General features: G+C 65.3%; 11 protein-coding genes. 2 read left to right on the top strand and 9 right to left on the bottom strand.

The genetic code is table 11. The features are described 5' to 3' along the window. Positions 1-88: 88 nt before the first annotated feature. Genes ACN9MY_RS14575 through ACN9MY_RS14540 form a run of 8 tightly spaced genes read right to left on the bottom strand, consistent with a single transcriptional unit; the run spans position 89 to position 12,219 of the window. Positions 89-1,801 carry a ShlB/FhaC/HecB family hemolysin secretion/activation protein gene (locus ACN9MY_RS14575; protein WP_426337536.1) on the bottom strand — a complete coding sequence of 571 codons (1,713 nt, stop codon included), beginning with the start codon at positions 1,799-1,801 and terminating at the stop codon, positions 89-91. A gap of 20 nt (positions 1,802-1,821) precedes the next feature. After that, positions 1,822-9,570, bottom strand: coding sequence for a YDG domain-containing protein (locus ACN9MY_RS14570; protein WP_426337535.1), 7,749 nt, complete (start codon positions 9,568-9,570; stop codon positions 1,822-1,824). 9 nt (positions 9,571-9,579) lie between these two features. Then, positions 9,580-9,999, bottom strand: a complete 420-nt coding sequence (locus tag ACN9MY_RS14565; RefSeq protein WP_426171667.1) for a DUF6916 family protein — start codon at positions 9,997-9,999, stop codon at positions 9,580-9,582. Further along, a complete protein-coding gene (locus ACN9MY_RS14560) occupies positions 9,989-10,456 on the bottom strand; it encodes a GNAT family N-acetyltransferase (protein ID WP_426171665.1) in 468 nt (155 codons plus the stop codon). Before ACN9MY_RS14560 ends, ACN9MY_RS14565 begins: the two co-directional genes overlap by 11 nt. Continuing rightward, positions 10,456-10,983 (bottom strand): phage tail protein, encoded by a 528-nt coding sequence (locus ACN9MY_RS14555; RefSeq protein WP_426171664.1) that lies wholly within the window; start codon positions 10,981-10,983, stop codon positions 10,456-10,458. Before ACN9MY_RS14555 ends, ACN9MY_RS14560 begins: the two co-directional genes overlap by 1 nt. 10 nt (positions 10,984-10,993) lie before the next feature. Beyond that, the gene (locus ACN9MY_RS14550) at positions 10,994-11,521 is read right to left on the bottom strand and encodes a phage tail protein (protein ID WP_426171663.1); all 528 of its coding nucleotides are present in this window, start codon (positions 11,519-11,521) and stop codon (positions 10,994-10,996) included. Positions 11,522-11,533: 12 nt separating this feature from the next. Beyond that, complete coding sequence (locus ACN9MY_RS14545) at positions 11,534-12,040, bottom strand: phage tail protein (RefSeq protein WP_426171661.1); 507 nt, start codon at positions 12,038-12,040, stop codon at positions 11,534-11,536. Positions 12,041-12,063: 23 nt separating this feature from the next. Beyond that, positions 12,064-12,219 carry a hypothetical protein gene (locus ACN9MY_RS14540; protein WP_426171660.1) on the bottom strand — a complete coding sequence of 52 codons (156 nt, stop codon included), beginning with the start codon at positions 12,217-12,219 and terminating at the stop codon, positions 12,064-12,066. Between the two features lie 191 nt (positions 12,220-12,410). On the opposite strand from ACN9MY_RS14540, the gene ACN9MY_RS14535 reads away from it, so the two are divergent. Then, positions 12,411-13,160, top strand: coding sequence for a substrate-binding periplasmic protein (locus ACN9MY_RS14535; protein WP_426323266.1), 750 nt, complete (start codon positions 12,411-12,413; stop codon positions 13,158-13,160). After that, positions 13,157-14,773: a sensor histidine kinase gene (locus ACN9MY_RS14530; RefSeq protein ID WP_426171657.1), complete on the top strand. Its 1,617-nt coding sequence runs from the start codon at positions 13,157-13,159 to the stop codon at positions 14,771-14,773. Before ACN9MY_RS14535 ends, ACN9MY_RS14530 begins: the two co-directional genes overlap by 4 nt. Here the strand turns inward: ACN9MY_RS14530 and ACN9MY_RS14525 are convergent. After that, complete coding sequence (locus ACN9MY_RS14525) at positions 14,757-17,063, bottom strand: FdhF/YdeP family oxidoreductase (protein WP_426337534.1); 2,307 nt, start codon at positions 17,061-17,063, stop codon at positions 14,757-14,759. The two genes, ACN9MY_RS14530 and ACN9MY_RS14525, sit on opposite strands and share 17 nt — an antisense overlap. Between the last annotated feature and the right edge of the window lie 227 nt (positions 17,064-17,290).

Raw genomic sequence — 17,290 nt, 5'->3', positions numbered from 1 at the left:
ATCCGGGTCGTCCGGAAAATAGGCAACATTGGCAGGAAAGCCCTTAACGGCAAGGACGGCGAGCTATCAAATGGCTAGGAGAGTGGACTCAAAATGGTACGGTAGCGGTGAACCAGGCGCGCACGTTGGATGACTTGCCATCGGCATCTTCCCCCTTCGCCCCCGGCGCCGGGTTACGGCCGATCTTGCGCGCCACCTGCAACTGCAGCACGGTACCGTTCACGCCGCGCCAGTTCGCCCCCAGGCCCGCGCCTTTGAGGGTGTAGCTGTTGCCCGGCCCGTTTTCGGCCAGCGCACCAGCATACAGGCCCTTGTTCAGGCGCACATGGCCAACGTCCATGAAGGCCGACAGGTCGGTGCGCAGCTGCTGCAACTCGTAGTGCAGCTCCGTGGCCAACACGTGTCCTTCGTCGCCGCTGGCCTCGCCTGCCGGGTAAGCGCGCACGCGCCCCGGGCCACCCAGCGAAATCTTCTCGCCCGATTCCAGGTTGCGCGACGCGAACTGCCCGCTGGCGTTCAGCAGCAAGCCGAAGTTGCCGGCCAGGCGCTGGAAACGGCCGAGCGAATAAGCCAGGTGGGAAAAGCGGCCCTCCGTGCGGGCGCCGCCGGCATCGGCGGCGGCCGACGCGGCGTTGCCGCCGAGGTCCAGGTGGCCCAGGCTGAGTTCCAGGCTGGCCTGGGTCATGGCTTCCTGCTCCTGGCGGCTGAATGTCACTGCCATCGGCAGTACTTTCACATGCTTGTCGCTGCTCTGCACGCCATTGGCAAAGTTCTCGTAACGCTTGTCGTCATAGCCGGTGCGCAGCTGGACATTGGTGCTGCGGCTGCGCAGCAGCGGATAGGTGGCGATCAGTTGCACCACCGACGCCGTGCCGTGCGCGTCCAGCGCCTTGAAGTCCTCACCCAGCTTGTAGCGCATGCGCGAGAAGGCGGCGCCGGCTTTCAGGCCCTTGAAGCCCATCGGCGCCACATAGCCTGCGCGGCCGTAGCGGAAGCCGTCGCCGGCGGTAGAGGCGAGCAGCGACAACTGGCCGCCATGGCCGCCCAGGTCGTTCAATGCAGCGTTGCCGGTCAGGCGCGTGGCGCCGGTATAGCGATTGCTGGAATTGTCCAGGCTCAGGGCGCCGCTGGCCAGCGGTCCTTCGCTCAATTGCACGGCCAGGTCCGACTCGCCAAGGCCTTCTCCCTGGCTCAACTCGGCGCGCGCGCCCATGCCCGGCAAATCCTGCGTCAGCAGCAGGGCGCGCTCGAGGCGCTGCTCCTGCACCGGCTGGCCCGGCGGCACCAATGCATCGAGGTAGCGCCGCGCGATCTCCGGCCGCAGGCGTACAGCGCCGTCCGGCACCAGCCGCAGCTGGGAAATCCTACCTTCCAGCACCTGGATGGTCACCTCGCCACCGCCGATTTCCTGCGCCGGCAGGACTGCGCTGGCGACGAAATAGCCGTGCGTGCGGTAATGGCTCGTCACCGCGTTGCACGCCTGCTGCAATTCGGCGAAGCTCAGTTCACGCCCGGTAAACGGCGCAAGGACGCGCTGCAACTCGGACGGATCGAAAGCACTTGCACCTTGCAGCGCAAAGCGCCGCACCATCACTTTCTGCGCACCTTCCAGGGCAAGGCCCGGCACGGGGGCCGCATCCGGCACCACTTTTCCGGTCGCCGACGGCTGGCGCACCAGGGCCGGCGGGCGGTTCTGTTCGAGGATGCGGCCAGCGTCCGGCAAGGCTTGCGACTGTGCCAATGCGAGGGCCGGGGCGCCGAGGATGGCGAGCGCCAGGCTGTTCTTGGTATGTTTCTGCACTTCTTGTTCCCTGCTTCTTATCAGTTAGGTGCGCCGGCGCCGTTCACGCCGCCGCCGCGTACCGTTACGCGGCTGCCGCCGCCGATGGTGTACTCACGCGTTTCGCCCGTGTTTTGCGGCGTGGCGGCGGCTGCATTGTTCGCGGCCCGCACTTTCGCGCGCTGCAGCAAGTCCGACAGCCAGCCCCACTTGTCCAGGGTCGCCGTGCCGCCACCGCTGTTGACGGCTGCGACCGGCGCCTCGACCAGGGGATCGCTGTCGCTGGCCAGTTGCGTCCACACGTGCGCCCCCTGCCCCAGCGAGCCTTGCTGCCCTGGCAAGGACTGCCTTGCCGTATTGCCGATGAGGTTCCCGATCTGTTGCGGCACGCGTTTCACGGTCATCACGCCGTTGACGTAATTGACCGCATAGTTGGCCAGGCTGTTGCCCTCAATGACGATCGCATAGCCGCCAGGAGCCGACTCGCGGGCCGCAGCGGTGCTGGTGCGCACATCACCCAGCAACGCGGCCGTATCGCCGCCAACGAAGCCGCTGGCCTGCCACGTCAGGGACGGGTTGCTCTCGCCATAGGCGCGCACCTGGTCGTCCGCCTTCACGATCAGTTGCGCCTGGGTGATCGTGCCGCGGGCAATTACCGAGCTGTCTGCCAGCACATAGTTCGATGCCAGCCCGCTGCCATCGGCAAGGCGGTAACCGCTGGCAATCACCTGCTTGCCGGTGCCTGCGTTGCGGTTATCGAATTGCACGCTCGCCGGCCCGTGCAGCGACAGGCTTTCGCCGTCGACCAGGCCGGACAAGGTCCCGACGTTCGACAGGACGGCATTACTGCTGCCATCATAGGCCTTGTTCGCCACGCTCACGCCACTGATCGACACCTGGCGTGGATCGATGCGGCCCGCCAGCGTCACATCCGCCGGCAGCACGTAGTTCGACAGGGCGGTGCCGGCGTTGGCGTTCACCGCTCCGGGGGCCAGATTTGCCTTGACGCTGCTGGCGCCTGCCACGTTGGCGCTGTTGTATTGCCCCTGCAGCGCACCGACCGAGGCCCCCTCGCCGGCTGCAAAGCCAGCCAGGCCGACCTGGCCCGCCGCCACCAGGGCTGAGGTGCCGCCGTCGTACGCCTTGCCCGCAACGCCGTTGACCACGGCAGCCAATGCCTTCGGCGTAATCGACGCCACGGTAGTTGCGCTATTGTTGCTGACTACATAATTGCCGGCATCCGCGCCGGCCAGCGCGATGCCGGAAACGGAAATCGCCTTGCCGTTGCCCGCGTTCTTGTCTGCGAAACCGGCATTGCCGCCCACCTGCAGCCGGTCGCCTGCAAGACGGTCGTCGGCAAAGGTCACGCTTGCAGCCAGCGAACCGTCGTACACCTTGTCCAGGCCGGCCGCGCTGACCACCAATGCGCGCGGAGCAATGCTTGCCGTTGAATTGGCAACGAAGGATACGGCGTAATTGCCGGCATCTGCGCCGCCGAGGCTGAGGCCGGACAGGACCACTGCCTTGCTGCTGCCGGCGTTTTTGTCGGCAAAGCTGCCTATGCCTCCAGTCAGTACCAGCTGGTCGCCTGCCACACGGTCATCCCCCAGCAGGGTCACCGAGGTGGCGGTGCTGCCGTCGTAGACCTTGTCGGTTGCTGCGACGTTGGCAGTCAGGACGCGCGGCGTAATGGCGCCAGTACCGGCCAATGTGGTGGAAGCCAGCTGGTAATTGCCGGCATCGCTGCCGGACAAGGCCAGCCCGGTCACTGTCAACGCCTTTGCGATACCGGCATTCTTGTCGGCGAAACTGCCGCTGCCGCCGATTGCCAGCACGTCTCCCGCCACGCGGTCGTCCCCGAAGCTGGCCGCTATCGCGGTGCCGCCATCGTAAACCTTGCTGCCCTGCGCGCTGACGTTGAGCGTGCGGGGCGTGATATCTGCCGTGGCGCTGACGCTATTCGAAGCCAGCGCATAGTTCCCGGCATCGGCGCCGGACAGCACCAGGCCGCTGACAACGACAGTCTTGCCGCTGCCCGCGTTCTTGCCGGCGAAAGCGGCATTACCGCCCACCGACAGCTGGTCGCCAGCCAGGCGGTTGTCGGTAAAGCTTGCGCTGGCGGACAAGTTGCCGTCATACACCTTGTTCGAAACCAGCGTGCCCACCGTCAGCGAACGTGCAGTGATATCACCGTTGGCAGCGGCATTGGAAGATGCCAGCACATAGTTGCCGGCATCGGCGCCGCCGATGGAAATGCCGCTGACGCTGATCGCTTTGCCAGTGCCGGCATTCTTGTCGGCGAAGCTTGCGCTGCCATAGCCAAGCGAGATCGCATCGCCGGCCACACGGTCGTCGCCCAGCGTCACGGCAGCGGCCATGCCCTGGTCATACACCTTGTTGACACCGGTGGCCGTTGCGTTCAGGGTGCGTGCGCCGATGTCGGCCCTGGTGGCAAGCGATCCCGATGCCAGCACGTAGTTGCCGGCATCGGTGCCGGACAGCGTAATGCCGCTCACGCCGACATCCTTCGCGATGCCCACGTTCTTGTCGGCAAATGTCGCGTTGCCGCTCACCGACAGCACGTCGCCGCCGACGCGGTCGTCGCCAAAAACCACTGCCGCAGCGCGGCTGCCGTCGTACACGCGGTTCACGCCGGTGGCCGTCACCACCAGCGTGCGTGCCGCGATATCCGCGATACCAGTGACAGTGCCGGACGCCAGCACATAGTTGCCCGCATCGGCGCCGCCCGTGATGGAAATGCCGCTCACGTTGACGGTCTTGCCGGTGCCGGCATCCTTGTTGGCGAAACTGGCGCCTGCGCTGCCCAGCGACACGATGTCGCCGTTCAAGGCGTCGCTTGCCAGACCGACTGCCGCATCGCTCGTCCCGTCATAGGTCTTGCCGCCGCCGGTCATGCTGACATTCAGCGTGCGGCGCACGATATCCGCCTTGGTTGCGGCCAGGGTGGACGAGAGCACATAATTGCCCGCATCGCCCCCCGACAGGGAAATGCCGGTCACGCTGACATCCCTGGCGTTGCCCGCATTCTTGTCGGCGAATGCGGCATTGCCGCCGATCGACATCACATCGCCGGCCACGCGGTCGTCGCCGAATGCCACCGTAGCAGCCTGCGTGCCGTCGTACACCTTGTTGTGGCCGGTCGCCGTCACATGCAGCGTGCGTGCCGTGATCGCGGCCGTGGTGCTGGCAGTCGGCGCGGCCAGCGAATAGTTGCCCGCGTCGGCACCGGTCAGTACCAGGCCGCTGGCCGTAACGGTTTTGCCGGTGCCTGCGTTCTTGTCGGCGAATACGGCATTGCCCGAAACCGTCAGCACGTCGCTGCCGAGCCGGTCGTCGGCAAAGGTTGCAGTTGCCGACACGCCGCCGTCGTACACTTTATCGGAGGCGCTGACGCCAACCACCAGCTGGCGCGCCGTGATACTGGCCGTGGCCGAAGCGGAGGTCGATCCCAGCACATAATTGGCCGCATCGGCGCCGGACAGCGAAAGGCCGCTCACCTGCACGCCCTTGCCGGCACCGACGTTCTTGTCCGTGAATTCAGCACCGGCGTAGTTCACGGCAAGCGCGTCGCTGCCCAGGCGATCGTCGCTGAACGAGGCATTGGCATTGGCCGAGCTGTCGTACACCTTGTCGGCGGCTGCGGCGTTCACGTGCAGCATGCGCGGCGTGATGTCGGCGCTGGTGGTTGCGGTGGTCGAGCCAAGCGAATAGTTGCCGGCGTCGGCGCCGGACAGCGACAGGCCAGCGACCGTCACGCCCTTGCCGTAGCCCGCGTTCTTGTTGAAGAACTTGCTGGACGTGTAACTTGCACTCAACTGGTCCCCGGCAATCCGGTTATCGGCCAGCGTCACGGATGCGGAATCCAGGCCGTCGTAGACCTTGTTGATGCCTGTCGCCGTCACGCTCAGCTGCCTCGGGGTCACTGTCAGCTGGCCGCCGCCATTGAACGTGATGTTATAACCCAGTTTGCTCGCCAGGTCGCCCTGGTTCAGGGCATAGGTGCCGGCGTTCCTGGTAAATCCGGTAGCGCCGGCAGAACCCGTAAGGTCGTACGAGTCGCCATCGATATAGCCCTTGACGTTATTGGCAAACGCCGGCAAGGCACCGGTGCCGTCGTACACCCTGGATGCCGATTGCGGAGTAACGACGAGGGTTGGCGATTCCTTGTACATGAACCAGTTGCCGCCACCGGCCGTATAAGCCGGCGCGACGGTGTCGTACGCCTGGTTGTAGTGCTTGCTGTAGCCGCTCATGCCCTCCAGCGTATTCTGGGTTGTATCGGAATACACGTGGTAGTAGCCGTTGACGCCGCCCTGCAGCGCGCTGCTGCCCGCGTTGTTGATGAAGCTGCCGCCCGAGGAACCATGGGCAGCCACGGTGACAGTCACGCCGCTGCCAGCAGAACCAACCAGGCTGCCGCCCGCGTTGATCACGATATCGCTGCCTGCGCTCGTCCCGCGGTTGATCACCGTAACGCGCCGGCCGCTCACTGCGCCGCCAACGGTGATGTCGCCGCTGTCATGGTTGGCCTGGCCGGCGCCCGTATGGATGGTCATGTTGACGTCGCCGGCGCTGATGGCTGTGCCGTCCGCCACCGTGATCGCCGCCTTGCCTGCGCTGCGGTAGCCGTTGACTACGCCGGCGGCGGTACCGGCATTGGCCACGACGTCAAGCGCGCCGCCCATCGTGATGTCGGACTTCAGGTCGACGCTGCGGCCAGCCTGCAGGGTCAGCCGGCCATTGCCTGCGGCATTGATCGCGTTGCCCGCATCCCAGGTGATGTCGTTGTTCGCCTGCAGCGTGATGTCCGTGCCGTCGGCCAGCGCCGCTGCAAGCTTTTGTGCGTCCACTGCGGCGTTGACGCCCGCCTTGGGATAGCCTTGATTGAATGCCAGGGACCCGCCGGCCGGGGCCGGCAGCAGGCGGAACAGGCTGACCGCGCCGGTCCACGGATCGTTGCCGTCGGCCGCACTGGCACGCGGCTGCGCGATCGCCATGGCGTCGCCGGCCCCGTTCATGGCGACGGCAAAGCCGAAGTTGCCGAATTCGTCGATATCCAGGCTGGCATTTGCGCCCTGCAGGTATTCGCGCCCGATGACCGCGGTCACGGCAGGGGATACGAAGTTGCCGCTGTAATCGATGATGCGCACCGCGCCCGGACCGGTGGTCGCGCTGCCAAGTCCGCCATTGCTCGGCGAACCAACTGCCAGTCGCGTACCGGCATCGTTCATGGCGAGGGAAGCGCCAAAACTTTCGCCTTCGACCAGGGCGATATCGAGCTTGCTGCCGCCCTGGCCGATCGTGCCGGCCAACACCGGTGTATCGAACGGCGTGGTGTACAGGTAAACCGTTCCGCGGGCATTATTCTCGCCAGGGGCTCCGACTGCCAGCTGGGTGCCGGCATCGTTCAGCGCCACGGCCGTACCGTACTGAACGTCGGGCGCCGTACCGCCGCTCAGGGTTTGCGCATACGCAAAGGTGCCTGCCGTGGCCTTGTACAGTTCAACCTTGTTGTTGTACAAGGCGCCGACTGCCAGCTTGTCGCCGGCCCCGTTCAGGGCGACCGACACGCCGAAGGCATTGCCGCCCGGGTCGACAGCCGTGATGGTCTGCTTCAATACGGGCGCCGTGAAGCCGCCGCCGAAGGCGAAGGTATAGACCTTGCCCGCCAGGTCTTCGCCCAACGCGCCCACAGCCATGACCGTGCCGGAGCCGTTCAGCGCGACCGCGGTACCGAAGGAATCGTTGCCGGTCAGCTTGGCCGACATATTGTAGTTGTTACCCCCGGTGTAGCCATAGCCGATGGTTCCCGCCAGCGTGCCGCCGCTGAACTTGTCGTCGCTGAAGGTGAACAGGCGCACCGCGCCATAGGTCACCCCGGCAGCGCCGCCGTTGCCGGCGTCGAATGGTGCGCCAACGGCCAGCCCCTTGCCGTCGGAAGTGAGCGCCACGCTGGAGCCGAAGGTGTCGCCTGTGTTCAGGCCGGCCACATCCTGGTTCTTGCCGCCGCTGAAGCCCTTGCCGATTGCCGCCTCGAAGGTCCACTGGTTGGCGAAACTGCCGATCACGATATTCTTCGGGTCCAGCAGCAGGCTGCCGCCTTTGCCGATCTCGAGCCGCTCCAGGCCCACATGGCGCAGGTCCTCATGCGAAGAGATCTCCACCGCACCGCCGCGCGACTGGCCGCCGGCCTTGACGGCGCCCAGCATGGTGGTCTGCCGGTCCGACCAGACAATCGCGGTGCCGCCCTGGCCTGCCCAGCCGCGCGCCGAGACGTCCAGCACGGTGCTGTCGTTGAGGAAGGTGGCGTCGGCATTGCCAATGCCGGCCGTGCTCCCCCAGCGGGCGGTAAAGCGATCCGCATCCGGCGCATCGTCGCGCCTGGCGCCGCCCTGGAATGCGCCGCCTACGCGTACCAGGCCGCCCTGGGTGGCGCCCGAAGCATCGACTGTGGCGCCCATCAGGCGCACGTCGGCGCCGCTGATGTCGACGCGGCCGCCTTTGCCTGCGATGCCGCGTGCCGCCTGGCGGCCGGAAGACAACAGGCTGCCGCCCGCGCGCAGCGACACGGTGCCGCCGTCCGTTGCGCCGCTGGCGTCGGCCGACGCCGCATTGTTCTCCACCAGGCTGGCGCCGGAGGACAGGCTGATATTGCCGCCCAGCCCGTTCCTGCCCGCAGCGGACAAGGCCGACGCCGCAGACAGGTCGCGCTCCGCCTTCACTTCAATGGCGCCGCCACGCGCGCCGTCGCTGCGAACGGCGCCATCGAGCGCGACGAAACCGCCTTCGACCTGGATCCTGCCCCCTTGCCCCCGGCTGGCCGAAGCATCAAGCTGGCCTGCGTGCACCTGGCCGTCGCCGACCAGGCGGATCGTTCCGCCGTCGGCAAGCAAGCCTCGCGCCTGTACCAGTCCGGCGTTATTGACGGTGGAGCGCGCCAGCGCATCGGCAGCTTTGGCTGTCAGCACCACCTGGCCGCCGTCGGCTTGCAGTAGGCCCTTGTTTTCAGCCAGCGCATCAAGCGCGCCCTTTTCCACGCGCACGGCAATCAAGCCATCGCCGCGGAAGTCCAGGCTGATCGCATTGCCCGCCGCCAGCGCAACGCTGCCGCCCTGCGCCTCGATGGCGCCGGTATTGGAGACTGCCGGCGCCAGCAGCGCGACAATCCCGCCGTCGGCATTGATGCTGCCCTCATTGCGCACGGCGGCCATGCCGCTGCCGCTGAAGTTGTAGCTGCCCGACAGGAAGGACTGGTCCGAAATGCCAAGGCTGGTGGCAACCAGGCCGCCCACGTTGACCTGGGCGCCAGCGCCGAACAGCACGCCCTGCGGATTCACCAGGAACACCTTGCCGTTGGACGACAGCCTGCCGAAGATCGCGCTTGCCTCGCCGCCCACCACGCGGTTCAATGCCACGGCCGATGCGTTGGGCTGGTTGAAACGCACCAGTGCCTCGGCCCCGATGTTGAAACCCTGCCAGTTCATGATCGCCTGTTGCGTGGCCTGGCTGACAGTCATGCTGTTGCCCTGCACAATCACGCCCGCCTGGCCGGCCACCAGCTGCATGCCGCTCGGCAGTGCGTTGGCCGGCGGCGCCCCGGCATTGGCCGCTCCCGCCATCGCGAGGCTGCCCGCCAGCACGGCGACGGCACGGCGGCGAACGCCGCCCTTGCCATGGCTGCGCGAGCCTTCGGCAACGGCGACCCAGCAGCGGTGCAGCGTGCTCCAGACGAGGCGGTAAAAACGGTTGGCGGAGGCGTGTTTGTGCATGGTGTTTCCTTAAACGTGCAGGTTGAAGTCGGCGCGCAGCGTCACGCGGGCGCCCTGGCGCGCCGCCGGCTGCAGGTACACCAGCTGGCGGCCTGTCGCTTCATTTTCGATTTCATAGCTGCCTGCCTTGACGGCCGGCTGGGCGGCGGCAGAGAACACCACCGTAAATTGCCTGGCTTCCGCGCCTTCCGGTGCGAGCCTGGAACTCACAACCGCCTCCACCATGATGGGCAACGCGCGGTACTCCGGATGGTTCAGCCAGAACTGCCGGCCCACCAGGCTTTCCGCGGCGCCGCGGCTCCAGGCAAAGCCGCTGCCGCCCTCTTGCGCGCGCACGGCCGGGGCGCCCAGGCCAAGGCCCGCCGCCAGCAAGGATCCGCCGCCCGCCTTCAACAGGGTGCGCCGGGAAGTCACTCGATCAGTCATCATTGTTCTCCCATTCCATGGTCCGGTGCATGCCGGACATTCCAGTTTCCTTGAAGCCGAGGCGCCTATACAGCGTCCCGGCCCGATTATTCAGTGCTACGTGCAGGCGCAGCGGCAGTCCCGCGCCGCAGGCTTCGCGCTGCAGGCCGTGCAGCAGCACGCTGCCGATGCCGCGTCCGCACCATGCCGGCAACAGTGCAATGTCGACCAGCCAAAGCGCCCCGCCCGACTGCGCCAGCACCATCCGGCCGACTGCGGCGCCTTCGCATTCAACGATGTCGAAGCGGGCGTCCGGAAAGTCTTGCAGGTATGAGTGCCGCTGCGCGACGAACTGCATGTCGAGCAAGGACTGCAGCATCGGCTGCGCCAGGCCGGGCAACTCGTGCAGCCGCACTGCGCCGAACAGCCCGCGCAGGAACTCGTGGTCCCCGCCCGACTCGGGGCGCAACGTCACGTCCATCAGGAACGCGGCGGGAACACGCCCTGCAACGCGATACAGAACGCCATGCCCAGGTAAGGCTGGCAATTGTTATGCGGCTGGCTGCCGCCGGCCGTGGCCAGGACATCCGGGCGCATCGGCTGCATGCCGCTGGTGGTCTTGCTGTACACCTGGTTCGACACCGCCGATTTGGCAAAGCCGCTGGAAGGGCCAGGAGCCATCTGGTCGGCCGCCACCGTCGTCGCCTGCAGATTGTGGCTATGCGCCGGCACTTCCGTTTCCTGCAGGGTGACGTATGCACTGCCGCCGCTTTCGCCAAGGTAGCGCGGCGACAGGCCAGCGCCCTGGCCCGGATGCAGCGGCGTGCGCCCGTTCAGGTCGGGCAAGGCGAAGGTGCTCTTGCCGTCGCCGCCGTAAGTGGTGCCCAGCAGGGAAAACAGCGCCGTGTTCTGCGCGATGGACATGATCTGGCCGTCGCACCTGGCCCAGCCCTGCGGCACGACACTGCCGGGGAACATGCGGATTTCTGCTACAAATGCTGACGTCATCGGACGCTCCTCAGTTAGGGTTCGGGAAGACCCCGTACAACGAAATGATGAAATGAAGGCCCAGGTACGGCGCCATGTTGTCGTGCGGCTGCGAAGCGCCGGCCGGGGTGATGGCGTTGGCGGCCATGGGCTGCACATTGTTGTCGGAACGGCCGTAGATGGCCGAGGCGCTCGTCACGGTCGCGGCGGGGAAGCCGGTAAAGTTGGTGAAGGCCCCGCTTCCGCGCTCGCTGCTGCCGACGATGGTGTGCGTATGGTTCGGGATCTGCTGCACGGTCAGGGTCACCGACTCGGCGCCGCCCTTCTCGCCGATCTGGATGCTGCGGCCCGACAGCGTGCCGTTGTGCACCGGCACCCGCCCCTGCATGTCCGGCAAGGCAAAAGTACTCTGGCCGTCGCCGCCATACGTGGTGCCGATCAGCTGGAACAGCGTCTCGTTTTCAGAAATAGCCATCAGCTGGCCGTCGCAGAAGGCCCAGCCGGCCGGCGCGAAATTACCGGCAAACAGGCGAATTTCGCCGACATAGGGATCCGACATGATCGCCTCCGATTAAGTAGATGAAGGAAATACGCCCTGCAGCGCAATGATGAAATTCAGCGCCAGATAGGGTTGCGTGTTCTCGTGCGCCTGCGAGCCGCCGATGCTCGACACCTGGGTCGGTACCAGGCCGACATTGGGACTGCCGTTGAAGACATCGGCACTCAGGCGGCCCTTGCGCGCCAACAGCGCGCCATTCGGGTCGCTGCTGCTGGCCAGGGCCGTACTGGCGTTCAAGCGATGGCTGTGGGCGGGCAGCTCGGCCTGGGTCAGCGTGTGCGCAAACTCGCCTCCCGCCTGGCCGCGCATCATGGTGTCGCCGTCGTGCACCGGCATCCGGCCGCGCAGGTCCGGCAGCGCGAAATTGACCCGGCCGTCGCCGCCATAGGTGGTCCCCAGCAGGGAGAACAGGGCCTGGTTTTGATTAATTGGCAATAATTGCCCATCGCACTTCGCCCAGCCTTTGGGCGCATAGTTAAATGAGACGAGCCTGATCTCGCTCAGGTATGGCTCTGCCATAAGAACTCCTGGTGGGTTAATTGTTAAATGTGGCGTGGTATTGCACACGGCTGCCATCGCGGCCAGCCGGCCGGATTGGCCGGCGGCGCGACTTCCGGCAGGGTCAGCGTCAGCGGGGTAGCGGCGATGGAGAATGCGGCCCCGAGGCGGGCCTGGAAGTAGCTTACAACTGTCGACACGGCAATCCTGATTGCTTTCTAATATTGAAAAAACTTCACATTGTACGATGAAATTTCCTTAAGCTGGATTACATTTTTGACATAAACCGATATGGTTTTGCTACAACAACGGTTTCAAATAGTGAAACGCAAGTGATTGCAAAGTTTATACTTGCCGGGATGTAGTCCGTCTCCCTACGGCGTGAATCGTCATGAACCGTAATTTCCTGGCCACCTGTTTCGGCGCCTCACTTGCCATTTATGCACGGCTGGTGTACGCCACCTCCACAGTCGTCATCGGGGCCGAGGATGATTGGGCCCCCTATTCGTCGGCGCCCCGGCAGCACGCGCAGGGATTCGCAGTGGACGTGGTGCGCGAAGCCTTTGCCCTGGTAGGAGTCCAGGTCGAGTTCAGAGCCCTGCCCTATTCGCGCTGCATGGCTGAAACGCGTACCGGCCAACTGACAGCATGCTTTGACGCGGTGCCGAATAGCCTGATCAGGCCGCATTACCTGTGGCCGCGGATGCCGCTGTTTTCGACCCGTATGAATATCTACGCGCGCTCGGGCTCGATCCAGCGTGGCCTGCGCGCCAAAGACCTGGAGGGACACACCGTCGGCGTACAGCGGGACTATGAGTACGGTGAGGAATTCGACGTCAACACGCGGATCCGCCGCCGCGTGGTGGACAAGAACGAATATGGATTCCGCATGCTGATGGCCAATCGCATCGAGTACATGGCGGCCGAAGAGCGTATTGCCAACGCCCTGTTCCGCAGCAAGCCAGGTGAATTCGCCGGGCGTTTCACGCTGGTGGGGACAGTCGCTACCCCCGACCTGTTCATCGCTTTCAGCAAGACCGCGCCGGGCAGCAGCGAGATGCTGGAGCGATTCAACCAGGGCTACGACAGGCTGCTCAATTCGCCGCGCTACAAGCAGATCGAAAACCGGTGGTTCAAATGACCCGCTCGATCGCCGCTCGCCTGTTGCGCATCATCTTCGGCTGCTACTTCATCGTGACGGTGGTGGTGACCGTTATCCAGCTCACCGCGGAGTACAGGCATACCCGTACCCGCGTCGAGAGCGAAATCGAAGCCATGCAGCACACCTTCGGCCCCGGCATCGCCGACGCCATGTGGCGCTTTAACGATGACATCATGCGCGGCATCCTGGCCGGCATGAAAGAGCTGCCGATCGTGGTGGGGATCAAGGTCGTCGACGACCAGGGCAAGCTGGTTCGCGCTGTCGGCACCGTGCTCGACGACCAAGGCAGGCATATGCAGGCCCAACCCGACGGCCGCCTGGCGCCGCCGTCGGGCAACGACGGCCTGTTCGGCCAGATCTTCAGCCGCGAATTCCCGATTTCGTACAAGCTTGAAAACGGCACGCCGCAGGAAATCGGCAAGTGGACAGTCTATTCCAACCGGCGCATCATCCTGGGCCAGGTCGAGTACGGCTTCTTCCTGATCCTGGTGAATTCAGTGATCAAGACCCTGGCGCTGTGGTTCATCTTCGTGCTGGTGGTGCGGCACTGGCTGGGCAAGCCGCTGCAGCAACTGAGCGACTATGTCGGCCACCTGAACATCGACAATCTTGGCAGCACGCCGCTGCAGCTGCAACATGGAGGCAACACGGAGCTGGACCTGCTGGCCAACAAGATCAACGAAATGCGCGAGAACATCCTGACCGGGCTATCGGAGAGGGCCGTGCTGTATGAAGAACTGGCCGTCCTCAACGAATCGCTCGAACGGCGCGTGGCCGAACGCACCGAAGCGGCACGGCATGCGCAGGACGAACTGGCGCGCAGTGAGCGGCTGGCGGCCCTGGGTTCGATGGTGGCCGGCATTGCGCATGAACTCAACACGCCGATCGGCAACAGCCTGGTTGCCGCCAGCACCCTGCACGACAAGATCGATGCACTGGGCCGGCGTTTCGAGGGCGGCCTGCGGCGCTCGGACATGCAGCAGTTCCTCGACGAAGCCGACGGCATCGGCCTGCTCCTGACGCGCAACATCGAGCGCGCGGCCAGCCTGGTATCGAGCTTCAAGCAGGTGGCTGTGGACCGCACCAGTTCCCAGCGCCGCAAGTTCGACCTTGGCGCGGTCATCCAGGAGAACATGAACACATTGTCGCCGGTGCTGCGCAAGACGCCCTACCAGATCACGGTGGACGTTGCTGCCCTGGTGGCGATGGACAGCTACCCCGGCCCGCTGGGCCAGGTACTGGCAGCCCTGGTGAACAACGCCATCATGCACGGCTTTTACAATCGCGATCACGGCCGCTTGTCGATCACCGTGCCGGTGCCTTCCGGCGAGCAGGCCGAGATCGTCATCAGCGACGACGGCGCCGGCATCGCGTCCGGCCACCTCAATCGCATCTTCGATCCCTTCTTCACCACCCGCATGAGCGAAGGCAGTTCAGGGCTGGGCCTGAACATCGTGCACAATATCGTCACCACCATCCTGGGCGGCAAGATCCACGTCGACAGCATGCCCGGCGTGGGCACTACCTTCCGCATCACGATCCCGCTGGATGCGCCGATGCACCACGAAGAACCGATTATTCCGCGGGCCTGAGCAGGACCGGCACTTCCTTGAAGGCCGGCGTGGCCGAACCGCGCGCCACCAGCTCCGGGGAAATCAGCGGCGTCAGTTCGGGGAAATAGCCGAACACGTCGCCATCGGGCACGTCATACTGCACCAGCTGGTAGCCGCTGCATGTGCGCGCGATGCCGTCCGGGGATGCTGCGTGCACGTCCACCAGTTGGCCGTCGCGCAGGCCGAGGCGCGCCATCGTCGCAGCGGAAATGAACAGCACCTTGCGCGTGTGGTGCACGCCGCGATAGCGGTCCACCTCGCCCGTGGTGTCGCGATAGACGGTGGTGTTGTACTGCCGGTGCGCGCGCACAGTGGCCAGGCACAGTACCTCGTCGCCAAAGGATGCGCGGGCACGGCCCATGATGGTGTCCTGCGGCAGCGCGATAGCGGTGAATTGCGCCTTGCCGCTGGCAGTCTTCCAGTCGCGGTTGCGCGCGCTGTTCGGCAGGTGGAAGCCGCGCGGCTGCGCGATGCGGTCGTTGTATTGCTCAAAGCCCGCCACGGCGGTGCTGGCGACCTGTTCGATCAGCGACCGCGTCACGCGGTAATCGCTGCCCATGGCCTGCCAGTCGATGCCGGGCGTCGGCGCGCCTGCCGCCAGCGTATGGCGCGCCAGCTCGGTGACGATATGCGGCTCCGAACGCAGCTTGGCACTGGCCGGGTCACCGCGTCCTGCCGAAGCGTGCACCATGCTGGCCGTGTCTTCCACGCTGACGAACTGGCGGCCGCCCCGCTGCTCGTCGCGCTCGGTGCGGCTAAGGCAAGGCAGCAGCAAGCCGACCTGTCCCGGATGCAGGTGGGTGCGATTCAGCTTGGTCGCGATATGCACCGTCAGCTGCAACCGCTCCATCGCCTGCAGCACGCGCGGCGTATCCGGCCCGGCCACGGCAAAATTGCCGCCCAGGCCAAGGAAGGCATGCACCGAGCCGTCCATGATGCCCTTGATGGCCGCTACCGCGTCGAGGCCATGCTCGGCCGGCGGCGTAAAGCCGAACACACGTTGCAGGCCCTCCAGCCATTCCTTCTTTGGCCGGTTGGTCACGCCGACAGTGCGGTCGCCCTGCACGTTCGAGTGGCCGCGCACCGGCATCAGGCCGGCGCCCGGCTTGCCCACATTACCGCGCAGGAGCATCAGGTTGACCAGCATCTGGATCGTCTCGATCGCATACTCGTGCTGGGTCAGGCCCATGCACCAGGTGGCGATGGTGGCCCTGGAGGCGATATAGATTGCCGCCGCCTTTTCAATCTGCTCGCGCGGCAGGCCGCTATCCTGCTCCACCTGCTGCCACGCCTGCGCACGCACGGCGGCGGCGAATTCCTCGAAACCGCTGGTGTGGCGCGCGATGAAGTCGCGGTCCAGCACCTTGCCGCCCGCATCCTCCGCCTCCAACACGGCCTTGCACATGCCGGTAATGGCCGCCAGGTCGCCGCCCACGCGCACCTGGAAATACTCGCTGGCGATGCGGGTTCCGCGGCCGGTCAGGGTCTCGAGCGGCGATTGCGGATCGGCGAAACCGCGCAAGCCCGGCTCCAGCATCGGGTTGAAGGCAGCAATGCGGCATCCGCGCAGCGAAGCTTCGCGCAAGTCGCCCAGCATGCGCGGATGGTTGGTGGCAGGGTTCTGGCCGAATACGAAGATCGCCTCCGCATGCTCGAAGTCCTCGCGCGTGACGGTGGACTTGCCCACGCCCAGTGTCGTGCCCAGCGCCATGCCGGACGACTCGTGGCAGTAGTTGGACGAGTCGGGCATGTTATTGGTGCCGAACGCGCGCGCAAACAATTGATAGGGGAACGCCGCCTCGTTGCTGCTGCGGCCAGACGCATAGAATACGGCGCGGCCCGGCGCATCGAGTGCACGCAGCGCGCCCGCAGCGAGCTTGAACGCCTCATCCCATTCGATTTCGCGGTAGGTATCGCTGGCACGGTCGTACAGCATGGGCGCGGTCAGGCGGCCAAAACCCTCCAGCTCCCACTCGGCGCGGCTACGCAGCGCCGCCACAGGATTGGCCGCAAAGAATTCCGGGGTGGCGCGGCGTGCCGTTGATTCATGCGCAATCGCCCACGCGCCCTGTTCGCAGAAATCGACCGCCTTGTCCTTGGGCGAATCCGGATAGGCGCAACCCGGGCAATCCACCCCGCCCGGCTGGTTCAATTGCGGCAGTACTTTCAACGCCGGCAGCGGGCTGTTGCTGCGCAATGCCTTGGCGGTGCCATGCAGCGAGCCAAGGCCGCCAGCGGGTTTGTCGTAGAAGCGAATCGGATGCTGCACAAGAATCTCCGGCCATTCTGTCAAGCCCGCGATGTTAACATATGAAAGTCGGGGTCAGGTCTGGCAATCGGACAAAAAGCGGACAAAAAGCGCACGAGCGTTCAGAGAATGGCGGATTGCCAGACCTGACCCCGACTTTTGGCTTGCTACTGTTGAGTTGCCTTGTGACAACGAGGCCTGCGGCGCGGTAGCTGGGACGGTCGTGTTTGATTTATAATTCGCCTGCG

Source organism: Pseudoduganella sp. R-31 (genome assembly GCF_049913235.1).
In the GTDB taxonomy this organism is placed as follows: domain Bacteria; phylum Pseudomonadota; class Gammaproteobacteria; order Burkholderiales; family Burkholderiaceae_D; genus Rugamonas.
Note: the sequence above shows the minus strand (reverse complement) of the source record. Positions and strands in the feature narration are given on the sequence as shown.